Genomic DNA, 16,938 nt, shown 5'->3' on the forward strand with positions numbered 1-16,938 from the left:
CCTCGCGCTCAGCTGCTCGATGGATAAAGGGTTTCAGACCGCGTCGCGGTGGCGCCGGCGCTGCGCGGCGAAGAACGCCGACCAGGACGTGACCTCCGGATGCTGGCGGAGGAGGGCGCGGCGCTGACGTTCGGTCAGTCCGCCCCAGACGCCGAACTCGACACGGTTGTCGAGGGCGTCGGCACCGCATTCGAGCTGCACGGGGCAGTGGCGGCAGATCGTGGCGGCCTTGCGCTGGGCAGCGCCTCGCACGAACAGATCGTCGGGGTCTCCCCCTCTACAACGCGCCTGAGCAACCCACGCCAAGCGATCCTCTTCGTTGGAAACTGCCGCTGTCGCCATCCGCCACCCCTACCTGTCGTATCTGCGTAGCTGCGAGAACGTCTCTCCCTCGCTGCTCAAGCCACATTTGCAGCGAACTGTTAAGTGAGTCACATTCTGCACTCAATCTAGGGATCTGTGCTGGGGGGCGCAACCCCTGGAAGCAACAAAGTGGGACAACCGTGCAAACTCATCCGTTCGGACGGTCCGCACTCGGCCCTCCCCCAGCGGAAGCGGCCGGTCGCGCCGAGTCCCCGGCGGCCGGTCCACCGCCGCCCTCCACCGACGCCGCGGGCGAGGCAGGGCGATGTTCAGAGGGAACGCACGTATCCTGTCGGGGTGATGTCGAAGAAACTGTGGTCGCTGGCGTGGGCGAGCCTGCTGGCCGGAGTTCTCGTCGCAGGTCTGCTCTACCCGGTGGCCAGCGGAATCGGCGTCGTCTCCAACCGAGCGGCGGCCGCAGTCGAGAACGTGTCCTCTGAACTACTCAACGGCACGTTGCCAGAGGTCACCACGATGACCGACGTCGACGGAAAGCCGATCGCGGTGCTGTTCGACCAGTACCGCTACCAGGTGGGCTACAACGACATCTCTCCCGACATGATCCGGGCGATCATCTCGGTCGAGGACCGGCGGTTCCTGGAACACGACGGCGTCGACTGGAAGGGCACCATCCGTGCCGCTCTGAAGAACTCGTCGTCGGGCGAGGTCCAGCAGGGTGCGTCGACGCTCGACCAGCAGTACATCAAGAACTACCAGCTCCTCGTGCTCGCCCGGACCGAGGCCGATCGCCAGGCCGCGGTGGAGACCACCCCCGCGCGCAAGCTCCGCGAGGTGCGCATGGCGCTCACCCTGGAACAGACCCTGATCGATCAGGCCAAGCGCGACAAGGGACTCGACGACGCCGCCGCCAAGCAGGAGGCGAAGAAGCAGATCGTCACCCGCTACCTCAACGTCGTGCCCTTCGGCAACAACGCCTACGGCATCGAGGCCGCCGCGCAGACCTACTTCGGCATCCCCGCCAAAGATCTGCGCGTCGAGCAGGCCGCCCTGCTCGCCGGCATGGTCCAGTCCAGCTCCGCACTGAACCCGTACTCCAACCCGGAGGCCTCCCTCGCCCGCCGGAACGTCGTGCTGGACACGATGATCGAGAACTTCCCGGAACGCCGCGACGAACTCGTCGCGGCCAAGGAGAAGCCGCTCGGCGTGCTCCCGCGCCCGCAGACCCCGACGCAGGGATGCATCGCGGCGGACAACAACGGCTTCTTCTGTGACTACGCGCTGCAGTTCCTGGCCGAGAACGGCATGTCCCGCAACTCGGTCCTGCGCGGCGGCTACATCATCCAGACCACGCTCGACCCCGAGGTCCAGCGCTCCACCGTGCGGGCGGTGAAGGCTCAGGCGAGCCCGACCGCCGACGGTGTCGCCGACGTGATGAGCACCCTCCGGCCCGGCAAGAAGTCGCACGACGTGCTGTCGATGGCGTCGAGCCGCGACTACGGGCTCGACCTCAATCGCGGCGAGACGATGCAACCACAGCCGTTCTCCATGGTCGGTGACGGCGCCGGCTCGGTGTTCAAGATCTTCACCGTCGCCGCCGCGATGGAAAAGGGCCTCGGCGCGGGGTCCAACATCCCCGTCCCCGGGTCCATCGCCGTCGAGGGCATGGGTAACAGCGGCGGAACCAACGGGTGCCCCGCCAACGCCTACTGCGTCAAGAACGACGGCCGCTATCCGGCCTCGATGTCGGTGACGAACGCCCTGGCACAGTCACCGAACACCGCGTTCGTGAAGCTGCTGCAACAGGTCGGCGTCAAGCCGGCGGTCGACATGGCGGTCCGCCTAGGCCTGCGTTCGTACACCATCCCCGGTTCGTCGGGGTATGGCGAGAAGAGCATGGCGCAGTACGTCAAGGACGGGAACTTCGGCTCCTTCACCCTCGGCCCCCTGCCGCTCAACGGCCTCGAGCTCGCGAATGTCGCAGCCACCCTCGCGTCGGGCGGTACATGGTGCCCGCCCAACCCGATCAAGTCCATCAGCCGGATCAATCGAGACCAGTACGGCAACCCGGTGATGGGGCCCGACGGGCAGCGCGCCCTGACGGCCGTCCCGTTCACGCCGCCGCCGTGCGAGCAGGTCGTGGACGAGGGTCTGGCGCACACCCTCGCCAACGCGATGAGCAAGGACGACGTGGGCGCCGGCACCGCTGCCGGTGCGGCCGGATCCGCGGGCTGGACGCTGCCGATGGCGGGCAAGACCGGCACCACCGAAGCGCACCGCTCCTCGGCGTTCGTGGGCTTCACCAACCAGATCGCCGGCGCCGCATACGTCTACAGCGACGGCCCGAACCCGCAGGGCGTGTGCAGCAGCCCGCTGCGCTCCTGCTACGACGGCGACCTCTACGGCGGCATGGAACCGGCCCGCACCTGGTTCCAGGCCGTCAGACCGGTGGCGACGAAGTTCGGTCCCGTCAACCTGCCCCCGATCGACCGTGAGTACTGGAACGGCAGCGACCGCGGTCGCATCCCGCAGGTCAGCGGCCTGCCTGCGAGCGAGGCGACGTCCCGTCTGCAGGGCGCCGGATTCAAGGTCAGCGAACTCGAGGTCGACAGCGGGCGTCCGCAGGGCACCGTGGTCTTCACCGCTCCGTCCGACTCGGCCATGCCCGGCAGCACCGTGACCATCTATGTCAGCAACGGCCGCCGCGCCGGTGGTGACGAGGGCGGTCCCACCGAGACCACGGTCGTGGTGCCCGGCGTCGGACCGGTGGTGATCCAGCTACCCGGCTGACCGCGATCGGTGAATCGACGCACCCGTCCGCGCCGCTGGAGAAACCGGGACGGAACCGTCGCACGGGATGCGTATTCTGGGGTGATGCAGCACTCCGAACTCGACTTCGCACGCCTCGGCATCCCCCGCCTCGGTACGTCCGGTTCCGGGGTACCCGCCCGCGCTCTGGCCGGCGTGGCGGGGCTCGCCGCGGCCGGGCTGTTCTACTCGACGGTGATCGAGCGCAACGCATTCGCGCTGCGTCACACGACGCTGTCGGTACTCGAACCCGGCGCCACGCCGCTGCGGGTCCTGCACATAAGCGACCTGCACATGATGCCCGGCCAGCGTCTCAAGCAGGCATGGATCGCCGAGCTCGAGGCGCTCGAACCCGACCTCGTCGTCAACACCGGCGACAACCTCGCACACCCGCAGGCCGTGCCGTCGGTGATCCAGGCGCTCGGCGGGCTGCTGTCGCGGCCCGGTTTCTTCGTGTTCGGGTCCAACGACTACTTCGGTCCCAAACCCAAGAATCCGCTCAAGTACTTCAAGAAGAACCATCAGCGCACCCAGGGCGAACCCCTGCCGTGGCAGGACCTGCGGGCGGCGTTCACCGAGCGCGGGTGGCTCGACGCGACACACACGGTCCGCGAGCTGGAGGTCAGCGGGGTGCGGGTCGTCGCGGCCGGCGTCGACGATCCCCACATCGAACGGGACCGGTACGAGACGGTCGCCGGCCGGCCGAATCCGCTGGCTCACCTGCGGCTCGGGCTCACCCATTCACCCGAACCGCGTGTCCTCGACCGGTTCGCCGCCGACGGCTACGACCTGGTCATGGCGGGCCACACGCACGGCGGGCAGCTCTGTCTGCCGTTCTTCGGCGCGCTGGTGACGAACTGTCAGCTCGATCGGTCCCGGGTCAAGGGCCCGTCGAACTGGGGGTCGTCGATGAAGCTGCACGTGAGTGCAGGCCTGGGCACGTCGCCGTATGCCCCCGCGCGTTTCTGTTGCCGCCCGGAGGCCAGCCTGCTCACCCTCACCCCGGTGTCGCACGGTGACGCCGACTACGACGCCGACCAGTCGCTTCCGCAGCTGGCCCGGGAGACCATGTGAGCGCTGACCTTCATCCCCGTGTGAAGGTCCTCGCTTTCGACACGTTCGGGACGGTCACCGACTGGTTCACCGGCATCTCCGGTGCCGTCCGGGCGATCGTCCCGGGTGTCGACTCCGCGGCATTCGCCAAGGAGTGGCGACGCCGGTATTCGCCGATCCTGGCCCGGGTCGAGGCCGGCGAACTACCGTGGCGGCGCCTCGATGATCTGCAGACCGAGACGCTGCACGACGTCGCCGCGCTGTACGGGGTCTCGCTCGACGACGCGCAGGCACGCTCTCTCGTCCGCGCCTGGCGGACGATCCCCGGCTGGCCCGACGCCGCCGAGGGCCTCCGGCACCTGAAACGCGACCACATCATCTGCGCACTGAGCAACGGCACCGTCGCGCTGCTCACCGACATGGCCCGCCACAACGGATTCCCCTGGGACGTCATCGGCGGCTCCGACCTCTGGCGGCACTACAAACCGGCGCGCGAGACCTATTGCGGGCTGGCCGATCTGCTCGAGGCCGAGCCCGCCGAGGTGATGATGGTGGCGACCCACCAGAGCGATCTCGACGCCGCGCGGTCCTTCGGGCTGCGGACGGCGTTCATCGAGCGACCGGACGAGTGGGGCGGGGACGAGAAAGACGATTCCGGTTCGCCGGACAACGACTTCCACGCGACGGATCTGCTCGATCTCGCGCGGCAGCTGAGCGGCTCCGAGAGCGCACCTCTCGGATGACACTCGACGACCTGCTGCGCTGGGAGGACTCCGGGGCGTCGTGGCGGGTGGTCCACCACGGACCGGACGGGGTCACGGTGGGTCTGCTGCGATGCGACGGCGGCGAGGAGGTCGACCGCATCCTCACCGACGACCCGATCATCCTGGCCCACATCGGCGGTCGGCTCTCGTCGGACGAGGACCTCGACTGACCTGCAGAAACGAGGAAGCCCTGACCGGATTTCTCCAGGCCAGGGCCTCTACTGCTTCCCAACCAAAGCGTCGGGGTGGCGGGATTCGAACCCACGACCTCTTCGTCCCGAACGAAGCGCGCTACCAAGCTGCGCCACACCCCGTGTGTAGCCTGCGATAGCTTATACCCCACTTCGGGCGAGTACTAAATCGCCTGGTCAAAGATGTGCCCGGTGTGGCTCAAACACTGTGCGTAAGTGTGTCGCACACCTCATTCTTGTTGTGGTCCATCCGTACCAGAGCCGCCGCGCCGTCGGTCGGGACCAGGAGTCGGCGTACCACCACTGAAAGGACACGCCAAACCATGAGCGCTTCCCCTGACCAGCAGGCCAGCTCGTCTGCCAAACAAGGCTTCGCTTTCGGGATCGCGATCGTGGCCGCCGCGCTGCTGTTCGTAGCCGGTCTGGTCTCGATCTTCCAGGGCATCTCCGCGATCGCGAACGACGATCTGTTCGTGGCCAGTCCCAACTACATCTTCGAGTTCGACCTCACCACGTGGGGCTGGATTCACCTGATCCTGGGCATCGTCGGCATTCTCGTCGCCGGTGGTCTCGCCGTGGGCGCTGACTGGGCGCGCATCTCCGCGATCATCATCGCGTCGTTGTCGATCATCGCGCAGTTCCTGTGGCTGCCCTACTACCCGGCGTGGGCGATCCTGATCATCGTCCTGGATCTGATCGTGATCTGGGCCATCTCCACGTGGAACCCCACCAACGAGTACAACCTGTGACCGACCGGCTCTGAGTCGGTGACAAAAAGTCGCTGAGACGAGGCCTGCGGGGGACCGACCAATCCACGACGCGCATCGGGTCCGAATCGTCTGATGACGCTGCTCCACCGAGGGAGCGGCGCGAACGACGTATCGCACGAAAGGAACACCATGCGCATCACCCGGTCCCTTGCAGCCCTTGTCGCCGGCGTACTCCTCAGCGTCGGCTTCGCCGCTGGGACGGGGCCGGCCCAGGCCGCGCCGCTGGCCCCGGTGGCGAAGGTCGAGGTGGACCGCTACCTCGGAACATGGTGGCAACTGGCGACCGTGCCGTCGTTCTTCGGCGTCACCTGCGCCCGGGACACCAGCGCCACCTACACCTACATCGACGCCAAGACCATCGGCGTCGACAACAAGTGCACCGGCCCGACCGGCATGCGAGGTGGCGTCGTCGGACGCGCGACCGTCGTCGACCCCCAGACGAATGCCCAACTGAGCGTTCGTTTCCCGCAGACCCCGGGGAGCATCAACCCCGGCAGCGCACCCAACTACATCGTCGCCTACCTCGAAGACGGTGCGGACCCCACCGGGCCCTATCAGTACGCGATCGTCGGTGACCCCAGCCGCGGATCGGGATTCCTGCTCTCGCGCGACAAGGTGGTGCCCAACTCGGAATTGCGTCGCCTGACCACAGAGATCGAGAAGGTCGGGTACAACCCGTGCACCTTCCTCGTGTCCCCGACCACCGGCGGGCGCAGCGACTACTCGCCCTTGTGCACGGTGTGACGGCCACCGTCAGACGATGACCAGGTTCCGGCGCAGGCATGAAAATGCTTGCGCCGGAGTCGTTTCAGCTCGCCTCGGCGTCCGGTCCCGAGACCGGTGCCATGCGGCGGAATTCGTCGGGGGTGCACCCGAACTTCGACCGGAAGCGATTGCGCATCGTGGCCGTCGAGGCGAATCCCGATGCGTGCGCGATGGCCTCGAGTTTCAGGTTGCCCGGACCCAGGAGCAACCCCTGCGCCCATTCCAGGCGGCGGTCGGCGATCATCTCGGCGAGCGAGGTGGTGCCGCCGGCGAGTACCCGGTAGAGGTGACGGCGACTCACGTGCAGGTGCCGGGCGACGATCTCGACACTGAAGTCAGGATCACGGAAATTGCGCTCGATGAGGTCGGTGACCGCGGCACGCAAGTACCGCTCACTCGTCCGCATGTCCGACCGTTGAGCACCCGAATTCGATTCCGGCACAACACGTATCGACTGCATGTCCCGACCATTGAGGATTGCGGTCACTGGGTTCCTTCCACACGAGAGCCTGCTCCCACCCGATACCGAGTTTATCGACGCGCACCCTCCTGGTCTTGGGCCTTTGGTCCCACTTTCAAGGATTCTGGTCCCGGGATCGTGCTGCGCGACGACGATTTCCGTGCCACGCGACGACGAGAGACCTGGTCGGGCGTCCAACATCAGGGCCCGGCCGGAACACTCGTCGTAGGGTGTTATCTGTGACCACCGACGACGCCGCAGCCGCTCGACGGACCGAGCTCCGCACGGCCGCGATCAGGGTCGCCGACGAGGTCTTGTTCCCGGCGGCCGGTGAGACCGACCGCACCGGCTCGGTGCCCGACTCCCATTGGCAGGTACTGGCCGACGCCGGTCTGTACGGCATCGCCGCACCGGTCGAGGCCGGCGGGCAGGGACTCGAGTTCGGCGAGGTCACCGAGATCCTGGAGGTGCTGACCAGCGGTTGCCTCGCCACCGCCTTCACCTGGATTCAGCATCACGGCGTCGTGCTCTCGCTGTCCCGGACCCCGAACACCGACCTGCGCGCGGAACTGCTCGATGCGACAGTGACCGGGCGGCTGCGCGCGGGAGTCGCCTATGCCGGGGTCGTGCCCACGCCGCCGCGAATGACCGCAACCGCCACCGACGGCGGCTGGATCCTCACCGGCCATGCACCGTTCGTCAGCGGCTGGGGCGTGGTCGACCTCCTGCAGATCTCGGCGCGCGACGCCGCCACCGATGACGTCGTGTCCGCGATCCTGCGCATGCCCGACCTCCTCGACGGCGCGTCGGCCGGTGCGGTCCGGGCCACGCCCGTCGACCTGTCCGCGGCCGCCGCGACCCAGACGGTGTCGCTGCGCGTCGACGGCCTGACCGTCCCCTCCGATCGCGTCGTCACCCGCCTGGGTCTCGAGGAGTTCTCCGCGACCCAGAACGTCGGCGTCCGGCTCAACGGCACGCTCCCGTTCGGCCTCGTGCGCCGCTGCACCGCGCTGCTCGATGTCGGCGGCCACAGTCGGGAGGCGCGGGCCCTCCGTGAGCGTGCCGACATCGTCCGGACCGCACTCGACGCGGGGATGGCGGATGCCACCGCGCTGCTGGCAGCCCGGGCCGACGCCGCCCGCCTGGCACTCGACGCGGCCGCCGCGCTCGTGGCAGCCACCGGGGGGCGCGCACTCGTGCGCGGGTCCGACCCCGAACGCCTCTTCCGCGAAGCCGCGTTCGTCCTGGTCGCCGCCAGCCGGCCGGAGCTGAAAACTGCTCTGGCGCAGCGATTCAGCGGCCTCTGAGGCGTACGCTGAGTGTTACCTGCGGGCCGCCGCCCCGCGGGCGCCGAAGTCGCGTAGGAAGATGGCCTCGGCCAGCGCGATCCGTTCGATCTCCGACGGATCGACGCTCTCGTTGGGCGCGTGGATCAGACACCGCGGTTCCTCGACACCGAACAGCATGATCTCGGCCTCGGGGAACAGCGACTTTAGGACGTTGCACAACGGGATCGACCCGCCCTGTCCCTGGATGAGGACCTCACTGCCGTAGGCGGTCGACAGCGCGTCGGTCAAGGTGTCGTACGCGGGGCCGTCGGTGGAACCGACGAAGGGCGACCCCACGGCCTCACGCTCGAAGGACACTCGCGCGTTCCAGGGCGTGACGCCGCGAAGGTGTGCGATGAGCGCGTCCTGCGCATGCACGGGGTCCATCCCCGGCGGCACCCGGAGGTTGATCCGCGCCCGCGCCCGCGGCTGCACCGCCGCCGATGAGCCGACCACCGGCGGGCAGTCGATGCCGAGCACCGTGGCGGCCGGGCGGGCCCACACCATGTCCGAGACCGATCCCGAACCGACCAGTCCGACCCCGTCGAGAACCGTTGCATCGCTGCGGAACCGATCGGGCGGATAGGACACGCCGCGCCATCGGGCGTCGGCGTCGAGTCCGCTGACGGTGGTGTTGCCGTGCTCGTCACGCAGGGTGGCGAGCATCGAGATGAGGGCCGCGAGTGCGTCCGGGGCGGCACCGCCGAACATCCCGGAGTGCATGGCCGACTCGAGGGTCTCCACCGACACCACGATGTTCGCGATGCCGCGCAGCGTGGTCGTCAGGCTCGGCTTCCCGACGGCGAAGTTGCCGGAGTCCGCGATCAGGATCGCGTCGGCGCGAAGCAGTTCCGGGTTCCGGACCGCAAAGTCCTCGAGGCCACCGGTCCCCTGCTCCTCCGACCCCTCGCCGATGATCTTCACGGTCACCCCGGCGCGGCCGGCGAGTGCCCGCAGCGCGGTGAGGTGTACGACGATGTTGCCCTTGCAGTCCGCCGCTCCGCGGCCGTACCAGCGCCCGTCACGGTCGGTCAATTCCCAGACGGGAGAGTCCCATTCGTCATCACCGAGGGGTGGCTGCACGTCGTGGTGAAAGTACAGCAGGACGGTCGGCGCACCCTCCGGGCCGGGAATGGACCCGGTGATCGCCTTGCTGCCGTCGCTGGTCACGTGTGCGGTGACGTCCTCGACACCGACGGCATGGAACGCTTCCAGCAGCCAGTCGACCATCCCGTCGCACTCCTCGACCGGGAACTGGTCGGGATCGTGTACCGAACGGAACCCGACCATCTCCGCGAGATCCGATCTCGCCTGCGGCATCAGCTCGGCCACCCGCTCCCGCAGTGCTGTCTCGGTCTCTCGCGCAGTCGATTCCACCGGCGATCTCCCCTCTGTCGTCGAATCCGGCGGTTGCGGCCGGCTCAGCTCTTTCCCTCTGCCGCCAGGTCGTACACCTCGAGCTCACCCCGGCCGATGGCTTCCATCATCCTCGAATGATCGGAGTCGTTGAGATCCGCGTAACCGATCGAGAACTCCGCGATGGCGTCGCTGAAACCCCTCGCCGTCTCCAGGTACTGGGCGATCTGCGAGCGACTCGCGGTGCGCGCATGGGCCTGACCGAGGACCAGTCCGCACAACTGCGCGTACAACTTCATCCCGTCCGGGCTCAGGGCCTCGACGACGACCGAGCCCTTGCCGTCACGAAGCTGGCGCACGTAGAAGTCGCGTCGCTCGCCGTTCTCGTCGGTCCCTGTCGACCAGCCGAGGAACAGGTCGCTGGTCGCCTGGAGCAGCCGCTGACCCTCGACCACCCGCTGCCCCTGATTGTCGAACCCCGACGCGGGCACATGGTCGGCGAGAACCGACCGCTGCGCCTCCTTCACCTGGAGGAACAGCGGGTCACCCATCTCCTTGCCGGTGAGCAGGATGATCCACGCCCGCGTCCCGACGCTGCCGACGCCCACCACCTTGAACGCGATGTCGACGATCTCGAACTGGTCGAGGAGGGCCTGCACGTGCAGCGGCACGGTGTCGCGGTAGGCGTCGATCCGCTCCCGGACCCTCTCGGCGACGATGTCGGCGGTCTCGGCCGGAAACCGTTCGTGAAGCGGCACCAGCAGCGGCGGTTCGCTGCGGATGTGCGCGGACCCGTCGGCATCGACCACGCAGAGCTTCGCGAGGGCCTGAGCACTGTCACGATGCCGGGCCTTCTTGAGCGCCTTCTGCGTGCGCTCGCTCATCGACGTGTCCAGCTTCGGTCCGAAGTCCGTCAGAAAGGCGTCGGCGTCGATCCCGGCGTACCAGTTCTCGAGCGTCGTCTGGGTGGCGCTGCGAGCGATGGCCCGCCGATACGCCTTGGCGACGGTCTTGGCGACCTTGCGGTTGGTCGCGTCGTCGAAACCGTTGTTGCGTCCGGCGATCGTGAAGCTCGCCGCGAGACGTTTCACGTCCCACTCGAACGGACCGACATGGGTCTCGTCGAAGTCGTTGAGATCGAACACCATCCGACGTTCGGGGCTGAAGAACAGACCGAGATTGCTGAGGTGCGCGTCGCCGCACAGTTGCGTGATGATCCCGGTGTTCGGGGTTCGCGACAGATCGTCGGACATCACGGCTGCCGCACCGCGATAGAAGGTGAACGGGGTGGCCGACATCCGCGCGTGCCGCACCGGGATGAGGTCGGCGACACGGTTCTGCGCCTGTGCCGCGAGGATCTTCAACGGGTCGGCCCGCTCGGTCGGCGTGGGGCACGCGGCGAGTTCGGCAGCGGCGGGCAGCGTGGACAAGGGTGTCGCCACGGGGTGCTCCTTCATATCGGTGCGGCCCCGCCACCGGCGGAGTAGCAGTTCTCCGGGTCCCGACCGGGGCCCGCGGGAGAACTGCCGCGAACGACGTCCGTCCGGTCCGGGCCGCCCGGTGACGTCACAGAGTCACTGGTACGACACGAACCACGGTGACGGGCGCACCGCCAGCGTGGTCGCGGGCGAGAACGTCGGCTTGTCCTCCGTGTAGAAATTCTTCCAGCCCATCCACATCCCCGCCGGGAGATCGGTGACCAATCTGCGCCACGTTTCCATCTTCACGTCCGGTGTGCCGTGTCCATCGGCGTGCAGGACCACCTGCAGTTCTTCGCGACCGGTGACGATCGCCGGCCGGTCGTCGAGCATCCCGGCGTCGAACTGGTGCAGGACGAACAGTTTCTGCGGCAGGTGCCGGCTTCGGACGAGTCCGGCGAGCCATTCCGAGGTCCGGTTGACCTCCTCGGCGCCGACCGAACCGATCTGCGTGAGGTGGACCTGATCGGGTTCGAGTCGCCACTCGGGGTCCAGCGCCAGCCCGACGTGGGGTTGCGCCAGCAGGTCGGCGTAGCGACGCGCCTGCGTCAGGAAATCCATCCGCCCGGGCTGCAGATCGAGGGTGACGTAGACCCCGGCGCGGCCGGCGGCCTCGACCCACGGCCGGAGGGTCTCCGGATCGATCATGTTCGTGTACGTCGACCCCGGGCCCGGCTCGGCCGATGCGACGGAGGCGATGATCTCGAATGCCGGGATCACCGGTTCGGCACTCACCCGCTGGTAGTCGGCGGCGAGGCGGCGCACCCGGTCGATCGACGCCGCGATGCCCTGTCGTCCGAGCGGACCGAGCGCGGGCGCGCCCGGCGATCCGTACAGCGCGACCATCCGCCTGCCCGGGAAGACGATCTGCCCGCCGCCGGGCAGTTGCGGTGTGCCGCGGGCTTGTTCGGCGCGCCGGGCGAACTCGTCGGCCGAGCCGAACCCGGGTCCGACCGCCCGCACGGCGGTCCGTTCGGTCGCCGCCGCCTCGATCGTGGCCACCGATTCGGCGGTCGCCCGCGGATCCGGTACGGGCACCTCGACGACCCGGGCCGCCGACCGTGCCGTCATGATCGCGTCGGCTGGGGCGTCGCGGGTCAGCATCACCAGCGGGGCGGGCCCCGACCTCGGAGCGTTTCCGCGTAGGTCGTCGAGATCCGCGGCGGAGCGCGAGTCCGACACGCCCTCGACCCGGCCGAGACGGACCTGGGTGTTCACCCCGAGCCGTCGGAGCTCGTCACCGACGCTCGACGCCGTCTGCGACGTCACGGCCAGCACCGGCACGTGCCTGTCCTGCGCGACGCGCGCCGCAGCGGTCCGGATGGCGGCGTCGTCGAGGGCATCGCGACCCAGCAGGATCGCCTCGTCGGAGCGGGCATACAGCTCGCGACTGAGCAGGACCGCCTCCGGTGCATGACCGGACAGCACGTCGACACCCGGAGCCGGGCTCGTGTACGCGCCGCTCCCCGAGGGCCCGATCCCATGGGCACCGACACCCGTTGCCGAGGCACTCACGACGAGGCCCACGACCGCGCACAGGATCGACGTCCAGATCATCCGAGCCCTCACCCGCACATCCCTCCCGTTCGTCATCGAACCTCTCGCGCCGGCGGCGCCGGGCTCTTCCCGGTCGGCTCCGTTCCGGCACAGACGGTCGCCCAACCTAGCAGCGCCCGCACCCCGGGCCCGACCGTCGGCGGGGGCAAGGCCGTGACCGGCCACGACGAGGGCACCCTGTGACCCGCTTCACGACTGCAACAGGTTCTAGTTGTAGCGTGAACGCCGTGGACTACTGGGGTGTGATGGTCGGGTTGGGACTCTTGGCTACGGCGTTCGGCGTCGTCGGGTTCGTGCGATACCGGGAACGGGAATCGACGACCCTGCAACGCCAGACCCAGCTGGCCCGGGAACTGCGCGACCTCGCGGGCGACGACGAGGTACGGCTGGCCGCGGTCGACGAGTTCTCGCTGACCATCTACCAACGGCTCTTCTACGCCTCGGTGGTCGCACCGTGGATTCGCAGTGCCGCGTGGGCGCTGCTCGGCGCGGTGCTCGCCGGAGCCGGGGCGTTGGCGGTGGGTCCGCTCGACGGCGCCTTCGCGACCGTCGTGCATGTCGCGGCCATCGTGGCCACCGGGATGTTCGCCGTGGCGACCCTGGTGTACACGGGAATCGCGCTGTACCACTCGGCGACCACCCCGAGGGTGTCCTTCAGCGACTCCTACGCCACCGAGGACACCGATCCGGACCCGGACGGTCCGGCGTCGGAGGTGCCGGACCCCGACGCAGGGGTCTCCGCGCGGTCCGTCGACTGACCGAGCCATCCGAGACACAACGAACCCCCGCCGGGCCGGAGCTCGGCGGGGGTTCGTTGCTGTGAGAGGGTCAGGCGTTCTCGCTAGGCGATCTGCGCCTGCCACATCCAGTGCAGTTGTTCGAGTTTCGAGGCGAACGAGATCAGCAGATCCTGGGTGACCGGATCGGCCTGCTCGGTGACCCCGATTCGTTCGCGGAGACCGACGACCACTGCCTTCAGATTGGCGACGATCGCCTCGACGACGTCGCTGTCCTTGGTCCATCCCTCACCGAATCCCTTGGTGTGGGCGGTCTTCGCGACGGTCTCGGCGCGACCGTCGGGGCTCACGCCGATCGCGGTGGCCCGTTCGGCGGCCGCGTCGGTGAACTCCCTGGACACGGTGACCAGTTCATCCAGGTCGAGATGCACGGAGCGGAACTGCTTGCCGACCACGTTCCAGTGCGCCTGCTTCGCGATGAGCGACAGGTCGATGAGGTCGACGAGAGTGTCCTGCAGCGCCTTTCCGGCGACGGACTGCTGCTCGTCGGTGAGTGTGCTCGTGATCGGGGTGGTGGTGGTCATGATCAAGAACTCCCTTCTTGTCATAGCTGCGTGCAGTCGTGATCCGACTGCCGCTGTGCGGCAAGGGCTGCGGTGCGATCACACGTGAGCGGTGACCGCGGAACCGGTGTAGCCCCTGATCGCCTGTTCCAACCGACCCCGTCCGCGGAACATTCCGGCGACACCGTCGCCCGCGGGGTGATGATCACGACACCGGCGTGCGACGTCGGCACGCCACTAGCGTCCGCGCATCGCCCGTGTGGGTTTCATCCGGGTCGACTCCGGCAACCACTGGTTGACCGGGCGCCGGAGGGTGCAGAGGGCAGCGACGACCAGGAGGCCGAACTGGACGTAGCTGAGGACGACCATGCTCGACGACACGTCGGGGTACCGGAACAGAAGGTCGACGCCGACGGGGATGCACAGCAGATGCACGACGACGGCTGCCAGGAAGAAGTTGCGGAGATGGCGGCTGTGCTGGGTCGCGGCGGCCACCAGACATGCGTACTCGATGGCCAGCACGACGACGATCATCGCCAGCATGAACGGCGGGAAGAATCCGGCGAGTGTGTCGACCTCGCTCTCCGGAGCGGAGTTCGCCGGATCTGCGACCACACCCTCGAGCAGCCGGCCACGCAGATCGTCGGTGATGGTCCCCAGGTTGAAGAAGCCGTAGATCGTCAGCACGAGCCCGATCACGGCAGCGCCCCACCACGCGAGGCGCGCATGCACCGCGAGCGCGTCCGGCGGCGGTCCCGGATCACCCGGCCGTGCCGGGTAGAGCGCAGCCAGGTCCCGATCGCGCGAGGATCGTTCGAGGGCGGCCAGGTCCTCGGCGTCCAGCTCGGCCTGGGTCGGGACACGGTCGGGGTCAGGCCCGGCTGGGTCACGGCCGGCTGGGTCGCCGGACGCATCGCCGGTCGGGTCCTGCGGATCCGTCATGCCCCGATCCTGCCACTCGCCCCGGCGGGCCTCCAGCGTCGACGAGCGTGCGGCACCGTCCGGCCTATTTCCGGAACTCGGTCAGGACGAATTCCATGCCGGGAACGAACGTGCCGAGCATGGGCACGACATGGTTGACGATCGACTTCGTCACGATGGGCGGGGTGGGATCGGTGACGAAGGTGACGTCGGCACCCTGTGCCCGCCAGTCCGCGGCGAGTTGCGCGACCTGGCCGTACGGGATCACGTCGTCGTGCAGTCCGCCTTCGACGAAGACGGGCGCGTTCGGCTTGAGGCGCCCGATCCGCTGGTCCCGGACCACATCCTGCAGACCCGGGGACCGTGCGATGAGGGCCGACAGCGTCTCCCCGGTACGGGTCCACGTCTCGACGCGGCGGAAACCGAACGCCGGGATGATGTCGCCGATGCAGCTGGTCGAGATCTGCTTCAGAGCGGCCTTGCCGGTCGGGTTGGTCTCGCGTCGCACCACGTCGGCGACGTCCGGGTATCGCTCGGTCAATCCGTTGATGGCGAAACCGATCGCCCCGGCGATCGTGGTGCCGTCGATGGCCGGGATGACCTTCTCGAGGTCGGCGGGGGGCGCGCCGGCGTAGGTGGCCCGGACGTTCAGTTCGGGCGCATACGTCTCGGCGAGTTCGGCGGCCGACGCCGCGGCTCCCCCACCCTGCGAGTACCCGGCGAAGCCGACCGGCGCATCGGCGGGCGCACCCGAGACGTCGAGCGCGGCCCGCGCACCGTCGAGCATCGCCTGTCCGGATTCGGCCCGATTGACGTAGGTGTGGACGCCGGGCGTACCCATGCCGACATAGTCGGTGATGAAGACACGGACACCGTGGACGAGCATGTAGTACATCTCCGGCGCGGTGTAGTTCACGCCGATGCTGGGCTTCGTGAGGTCGACCGCCAGCGGCAGACCCATCAGCTTCGACGGAGCGCACTGGTCGCCCTGACCGATCGTCCCCGACCCGACGACCAGCGTCGGTCGCGGACCCTTGCCGCGCCACGGCGCCGTCGGCTCGACGACGGTGCCGGTGACCGGGGTGGGCGTCCCGTCCTGGAGACGCGAGGTGTACATCACCGTGCGGGCCGTCCCCGGCCATTGGCCGGTCATTCCGGGGATCTGGAGCAGCAGCGGACTCGGCTGGCTGCGGATGACCGAACCCGGCTCGGCCGCGAACCGGGCCGGCGGGGTGTAGAAGTTCCCCGCCGCCGCGGCACCGACCGCTGCCGGGATCAATGAGGCCGCGCAGGCCGCCACCAGCGCCCCGGCGATACCGACGATCCGTCTCGAAGTGCTGCGATGAGTCACGATTCTCCCCGACCTCCCGTTCATGGAACTGTAACCTACCGCACAGTAACTTGAGTCAGGTGACTGGTGTCGCCCCGGGGGTGTGCTCGTCTTGCTGCCCAGTTCGACGACGGTGTCGGTGGTCACCCGCGTGGGCACCAACTGGACGTCGCCGACCCCGACCCTCACGCACCGGATCATCAAGAGCGTGCTCGCCTCCTCATGCGCCACCCCGGGTACGGTGACGTCTCCGGGAGGTGCGGCAACCGCGGCACGACAGGCCCGTGCCGCCGTCCCGTCGGCCGCCACGTCCTCGGCTCCCTCCACGCCCTCGACCTCAGCCCCACCGGACCGCGATCCCGATGTGGGACAAGCCGACCCGGACACCACGAGTTCGTCCGCGCCGTCGACGGCCGCGGGATACCGCTGAGTCGGTCAGCGACCTGGCGCGATCTTCAACATCCGCCCGAGCCCGCGCAGAAATCCGCCCCTGAAAGCCACCCTCCACAACCTGCTCGACGACGATATCGGGCTGT

Annotated in this window: 17 protein-coding genes and 1 tRNA gene; 9 read left to right on the top strand and 9 right to left on the bottom strand. The window is 68.5% G+C overall.

Annotated elements, in window-relative coordinates; translation table 11 throughout:
- Positions 1 to 33: 33 nt before the first annotated feature.
- Positions 34 to 342 carry a WhiB family transcriptional regulator gene (locus AMD30_RS20950; RefSeq protein ID WP_004022078.1) on the bottom strand — a complete coding sequence of 103 codons (309 nt, stop codon included), beginning with the start codon at positions 340 to 342 and terminating at the stop codon, positions 34 to 36.
- Positions 343 to 663: 321 nt separating this feature from the next.
- Between AMD30_RS20950 and AMD30_RS20955 the strand changes: the two genes are divergently transcribed.
- From AMD30_RS20955 to AMD30_RS20970, 4 genes are all read left to right on the top strand, one after another.
- Positions 664 to 3,111, top strand: coding sequence for a penicillin-binding protein (locus AMD30_RS20955; protein WP_035718026.1), 2,448 nt, complete (start codon positions 664 to 666; stop codon positions 3,109 to 3,111).
- Between the two features lie 84 nt (positions 3,112 to 3,195).
- A complete protein-coding gene (locus AMD30_RS20960; RefSeq protein ID WP_055476958.1) occupies positions 3,196 to 4,203 on the top strand; it encodes a metallophosphoesterase in 1,008 nt (335 codons plus the stop codon).
- Positions 4,200 to 4,925, top strand: coding sequence for a haloacid dehalogenase type II (locus tag AMD30_RS20965; protein WP_055476959.1), 726 nt, complete (start codon positions 4,200 to 4,202; stop codon positions 4,923 to 4,925). The genes AMD30_RS20960 and AMD30_RS20965 overlap by 4 nt, the downstream gene beginning before the upstream one ends.
- Positions 4,922 to 5,116, top strand: a complete 195-nt coding sequence (locus AMD30_RS20970; protein ID WP_055476960.1) for a hypothetical protein — start codon at positions 4,922 to 4,924, stop codon at positions 5,114 to 5,116. The genes AMD30_RS20965 and AMD30_RS20970 overlap by 4 nt, the downstream gene beginning before the upstream one ends.
- Positions 5,117 to 5,186: 70 nt before the next feature.
- On the opposite strand, the gene AMD30_RS20975 is transcribed toward AMD30_RS20970, so the two are convergent.
- Positions 5,187 to 5,260 (bottom strand) — tRNA-Pro (locus AMD30_RS20975).
- Positions 5,261 to 5,460: 200 nt separating this feature from the next.
- On the opposite strand from AMD30_RS20975, the gene AMD30_RS20980 reads away from it, so the two are divergent.
- On the top strand, positions 5,461 to 5,886 hold the full coding sequence (locus AMD30_RS20980; RefSeq protein ID WP_014925127.1) for a DUF7144 family membrane protein: 426 nt from the start codon (positions 5,461 to 5,463) through the stop codon (positions 5,884 to 5,886).
- Between the two features lie 150 nt (positions 5,887 to 6,036).
- Positions 6,037 to 6,651, top strand: coding sequence for a lipocalin family protein (locus tag AMD30_RS20985; protein WP_055476961.1), 615 nt, complete (start codon positions 6,037 to 6,039; stop codon positions 6,649 to 6,651).
- Positions 6,652 to 6,715: 64 nt separating this feature from the next.
- On the opposite strand, the gene AMD30_RS20990 is transcribed toward AMD30_RS20985, so the two are convergent.
- Complete coding sequence (locus AMD30_RS20990) at positions 6,716 to 7,159, bottom strand: helix-turn-helix transcriptional regulator (RefSeq protein WP_010844118.1); 444 nt, start codon at positions 7,157 to 7,159, stop codon at positions 6,716 to 6,718.
- 212 nt (positions 7,160 to 7,371) lie between these two features.
- Between AMD30_RS20990 and AMD30_RS20995 the strand changes: the two genes are divergently transcribed.
- Entirely contained in the window at positions 7,372 to 8,439 is a 1,068-nt protein-coding gene (locus AMD30_RS20995; RefSeq protein WP_055476962.1) for an acyl-CoA dehydrogenase family protein, read from the top strand.
- A 15-nt stretch (positions 8,440 to 8,454) separates the two neighbouring features.
- Here the strand turns inward: AMD30_RS20995 and AMD30_RS21000 are convergent, their stop codons facing one another.
- From AMD30_RS21000 to AMD30_RS21010, 3 genes are all read right to left on the bottom strand, one after another.
- Positions 8,455 to 9,837 (bottom strand): dipeptidase, encoded by a 1,383-nt coding sequence (locus AMD30_RS21000; protein WP_055476963.1) that lies wholly within the window; start codon positions 9,835 to 9,837, stop codon positions 8,455 to 8,457.
- Positions 9,838 to 9,881: 44 nt separating this feature from the next.
- The gene (locus tag AMD30_RS21005; RefSeq protein ID WP_197282823.1) at positions 9,882 to 11,273 is read right to left on the bottom strand and encodes a DUF2252 domain-containing protein; all 1,392 of its coding nucleotides are present in this window, start codon (positions 11,271 to 11,273) and stop codon (positions 9,882 to 9,884) included.
- Positions 11,274 to 11,390: 117 nt separating this feature from the next.
- On the bottom strand, positions 11,391 to 12,851 hold the full coding sequence (locus AMD30_RS21010; protein WP_231632810.1) for a hypothetical protein: 1,461 nt from the start codon (positions 12,849 to 12,851) through the stop codon (positions 11,391 to 11,393).
- 218 nt (positions 12,852 to 13,069) lie between these two features.
- Between AMD30_RS21010 and AMD30_RS21015 the strand changes: the two genes are divergently transcribed.
- Positions 13,070 to 13,609 carry a hypothetical protein gene (locus AMD30_RS21015; protein ID WP_055476964.1) on the top strand — a complete coding sequence of 180 codons (540 nt, stop codon included), beginning with the start codon at positions 13,070 to 13,072 and terminating at the stop codon, positions 13,607 to 13,609.
- 83 nt (positions 13,610 to 13,692) lie between these two features.
- Here AMD30_RS21015 and AMD30_RS21020 read toward each other — a convergent pair whose 3' ends face one another.
- The 3 genes from AMD30_RS21020 to AMD30_RS21030 form a co-directional block, all read right to left on the bottom strand.
- Positions 13,693 to 14,172 (bottom strand): Dps family protein, encoded by a 480-nt coding sequence (locus AMD30_RS21020; RefSeq protein ID WP_055476965.1) that lies wholly within the window; start codon positions 14,170 to 14,172, stop codon positions 13,693 to 13,695.
- Between the two features lie 216 nt (positions 14,173 to 14,388).
- On the bottom strand, positions 14,389 to 15,093 hold the full coding sequence (locus AMD30_RS21025) for a hypothetical protein (RefSeq protein WP_055476966.1): 705 nt from the start codon (positions 15,091 to 15,093) through the stop codon (positions 14,389 to 14,391).
- Positions 15,094 to 15,157: 64 nt separating this feature from the next.
- Positions 15,158 to 16,447 (bottom strand): lipase family protein, encoded by a 1,290-nt coding sequence (locus AMD30_RS21030; RefSeq protein WP_197282824.1) that lies wholly within the window; start codon positions 16,445 to 16,447, stop codon positions 15,158 to 15,160.
- 67 nt (positions 16,448 to 16,514) lie between these two features.
- On the opposite strand from AMD30_RS21030, the gene AMD30_RS21035 reads away from it, so the two are divergent.
- Positions 16,515 to 16,832: a hypothetical protein gene (locus tag AMD30_RS21035; RefSeq protein WP_156354362.1), complete on the top strand. Its 318-nt coding sequence runs from the start codon at positions 16,515 to 16,517 to the stop codon at positions 16,830 to 16,832.
- Positions 16,833 to 16,938: the final 106 nt, after the last annotated feature.

The organism is Gordonia sp. HS-NH1 (assembly GCF_001418765.1).
Taxonomy (GTDB): domain Bacteria; phylum Actinomycetota; class Actinomycetes; order Mycobacteriales; family Mycobacteriaceae; genus Gordonia.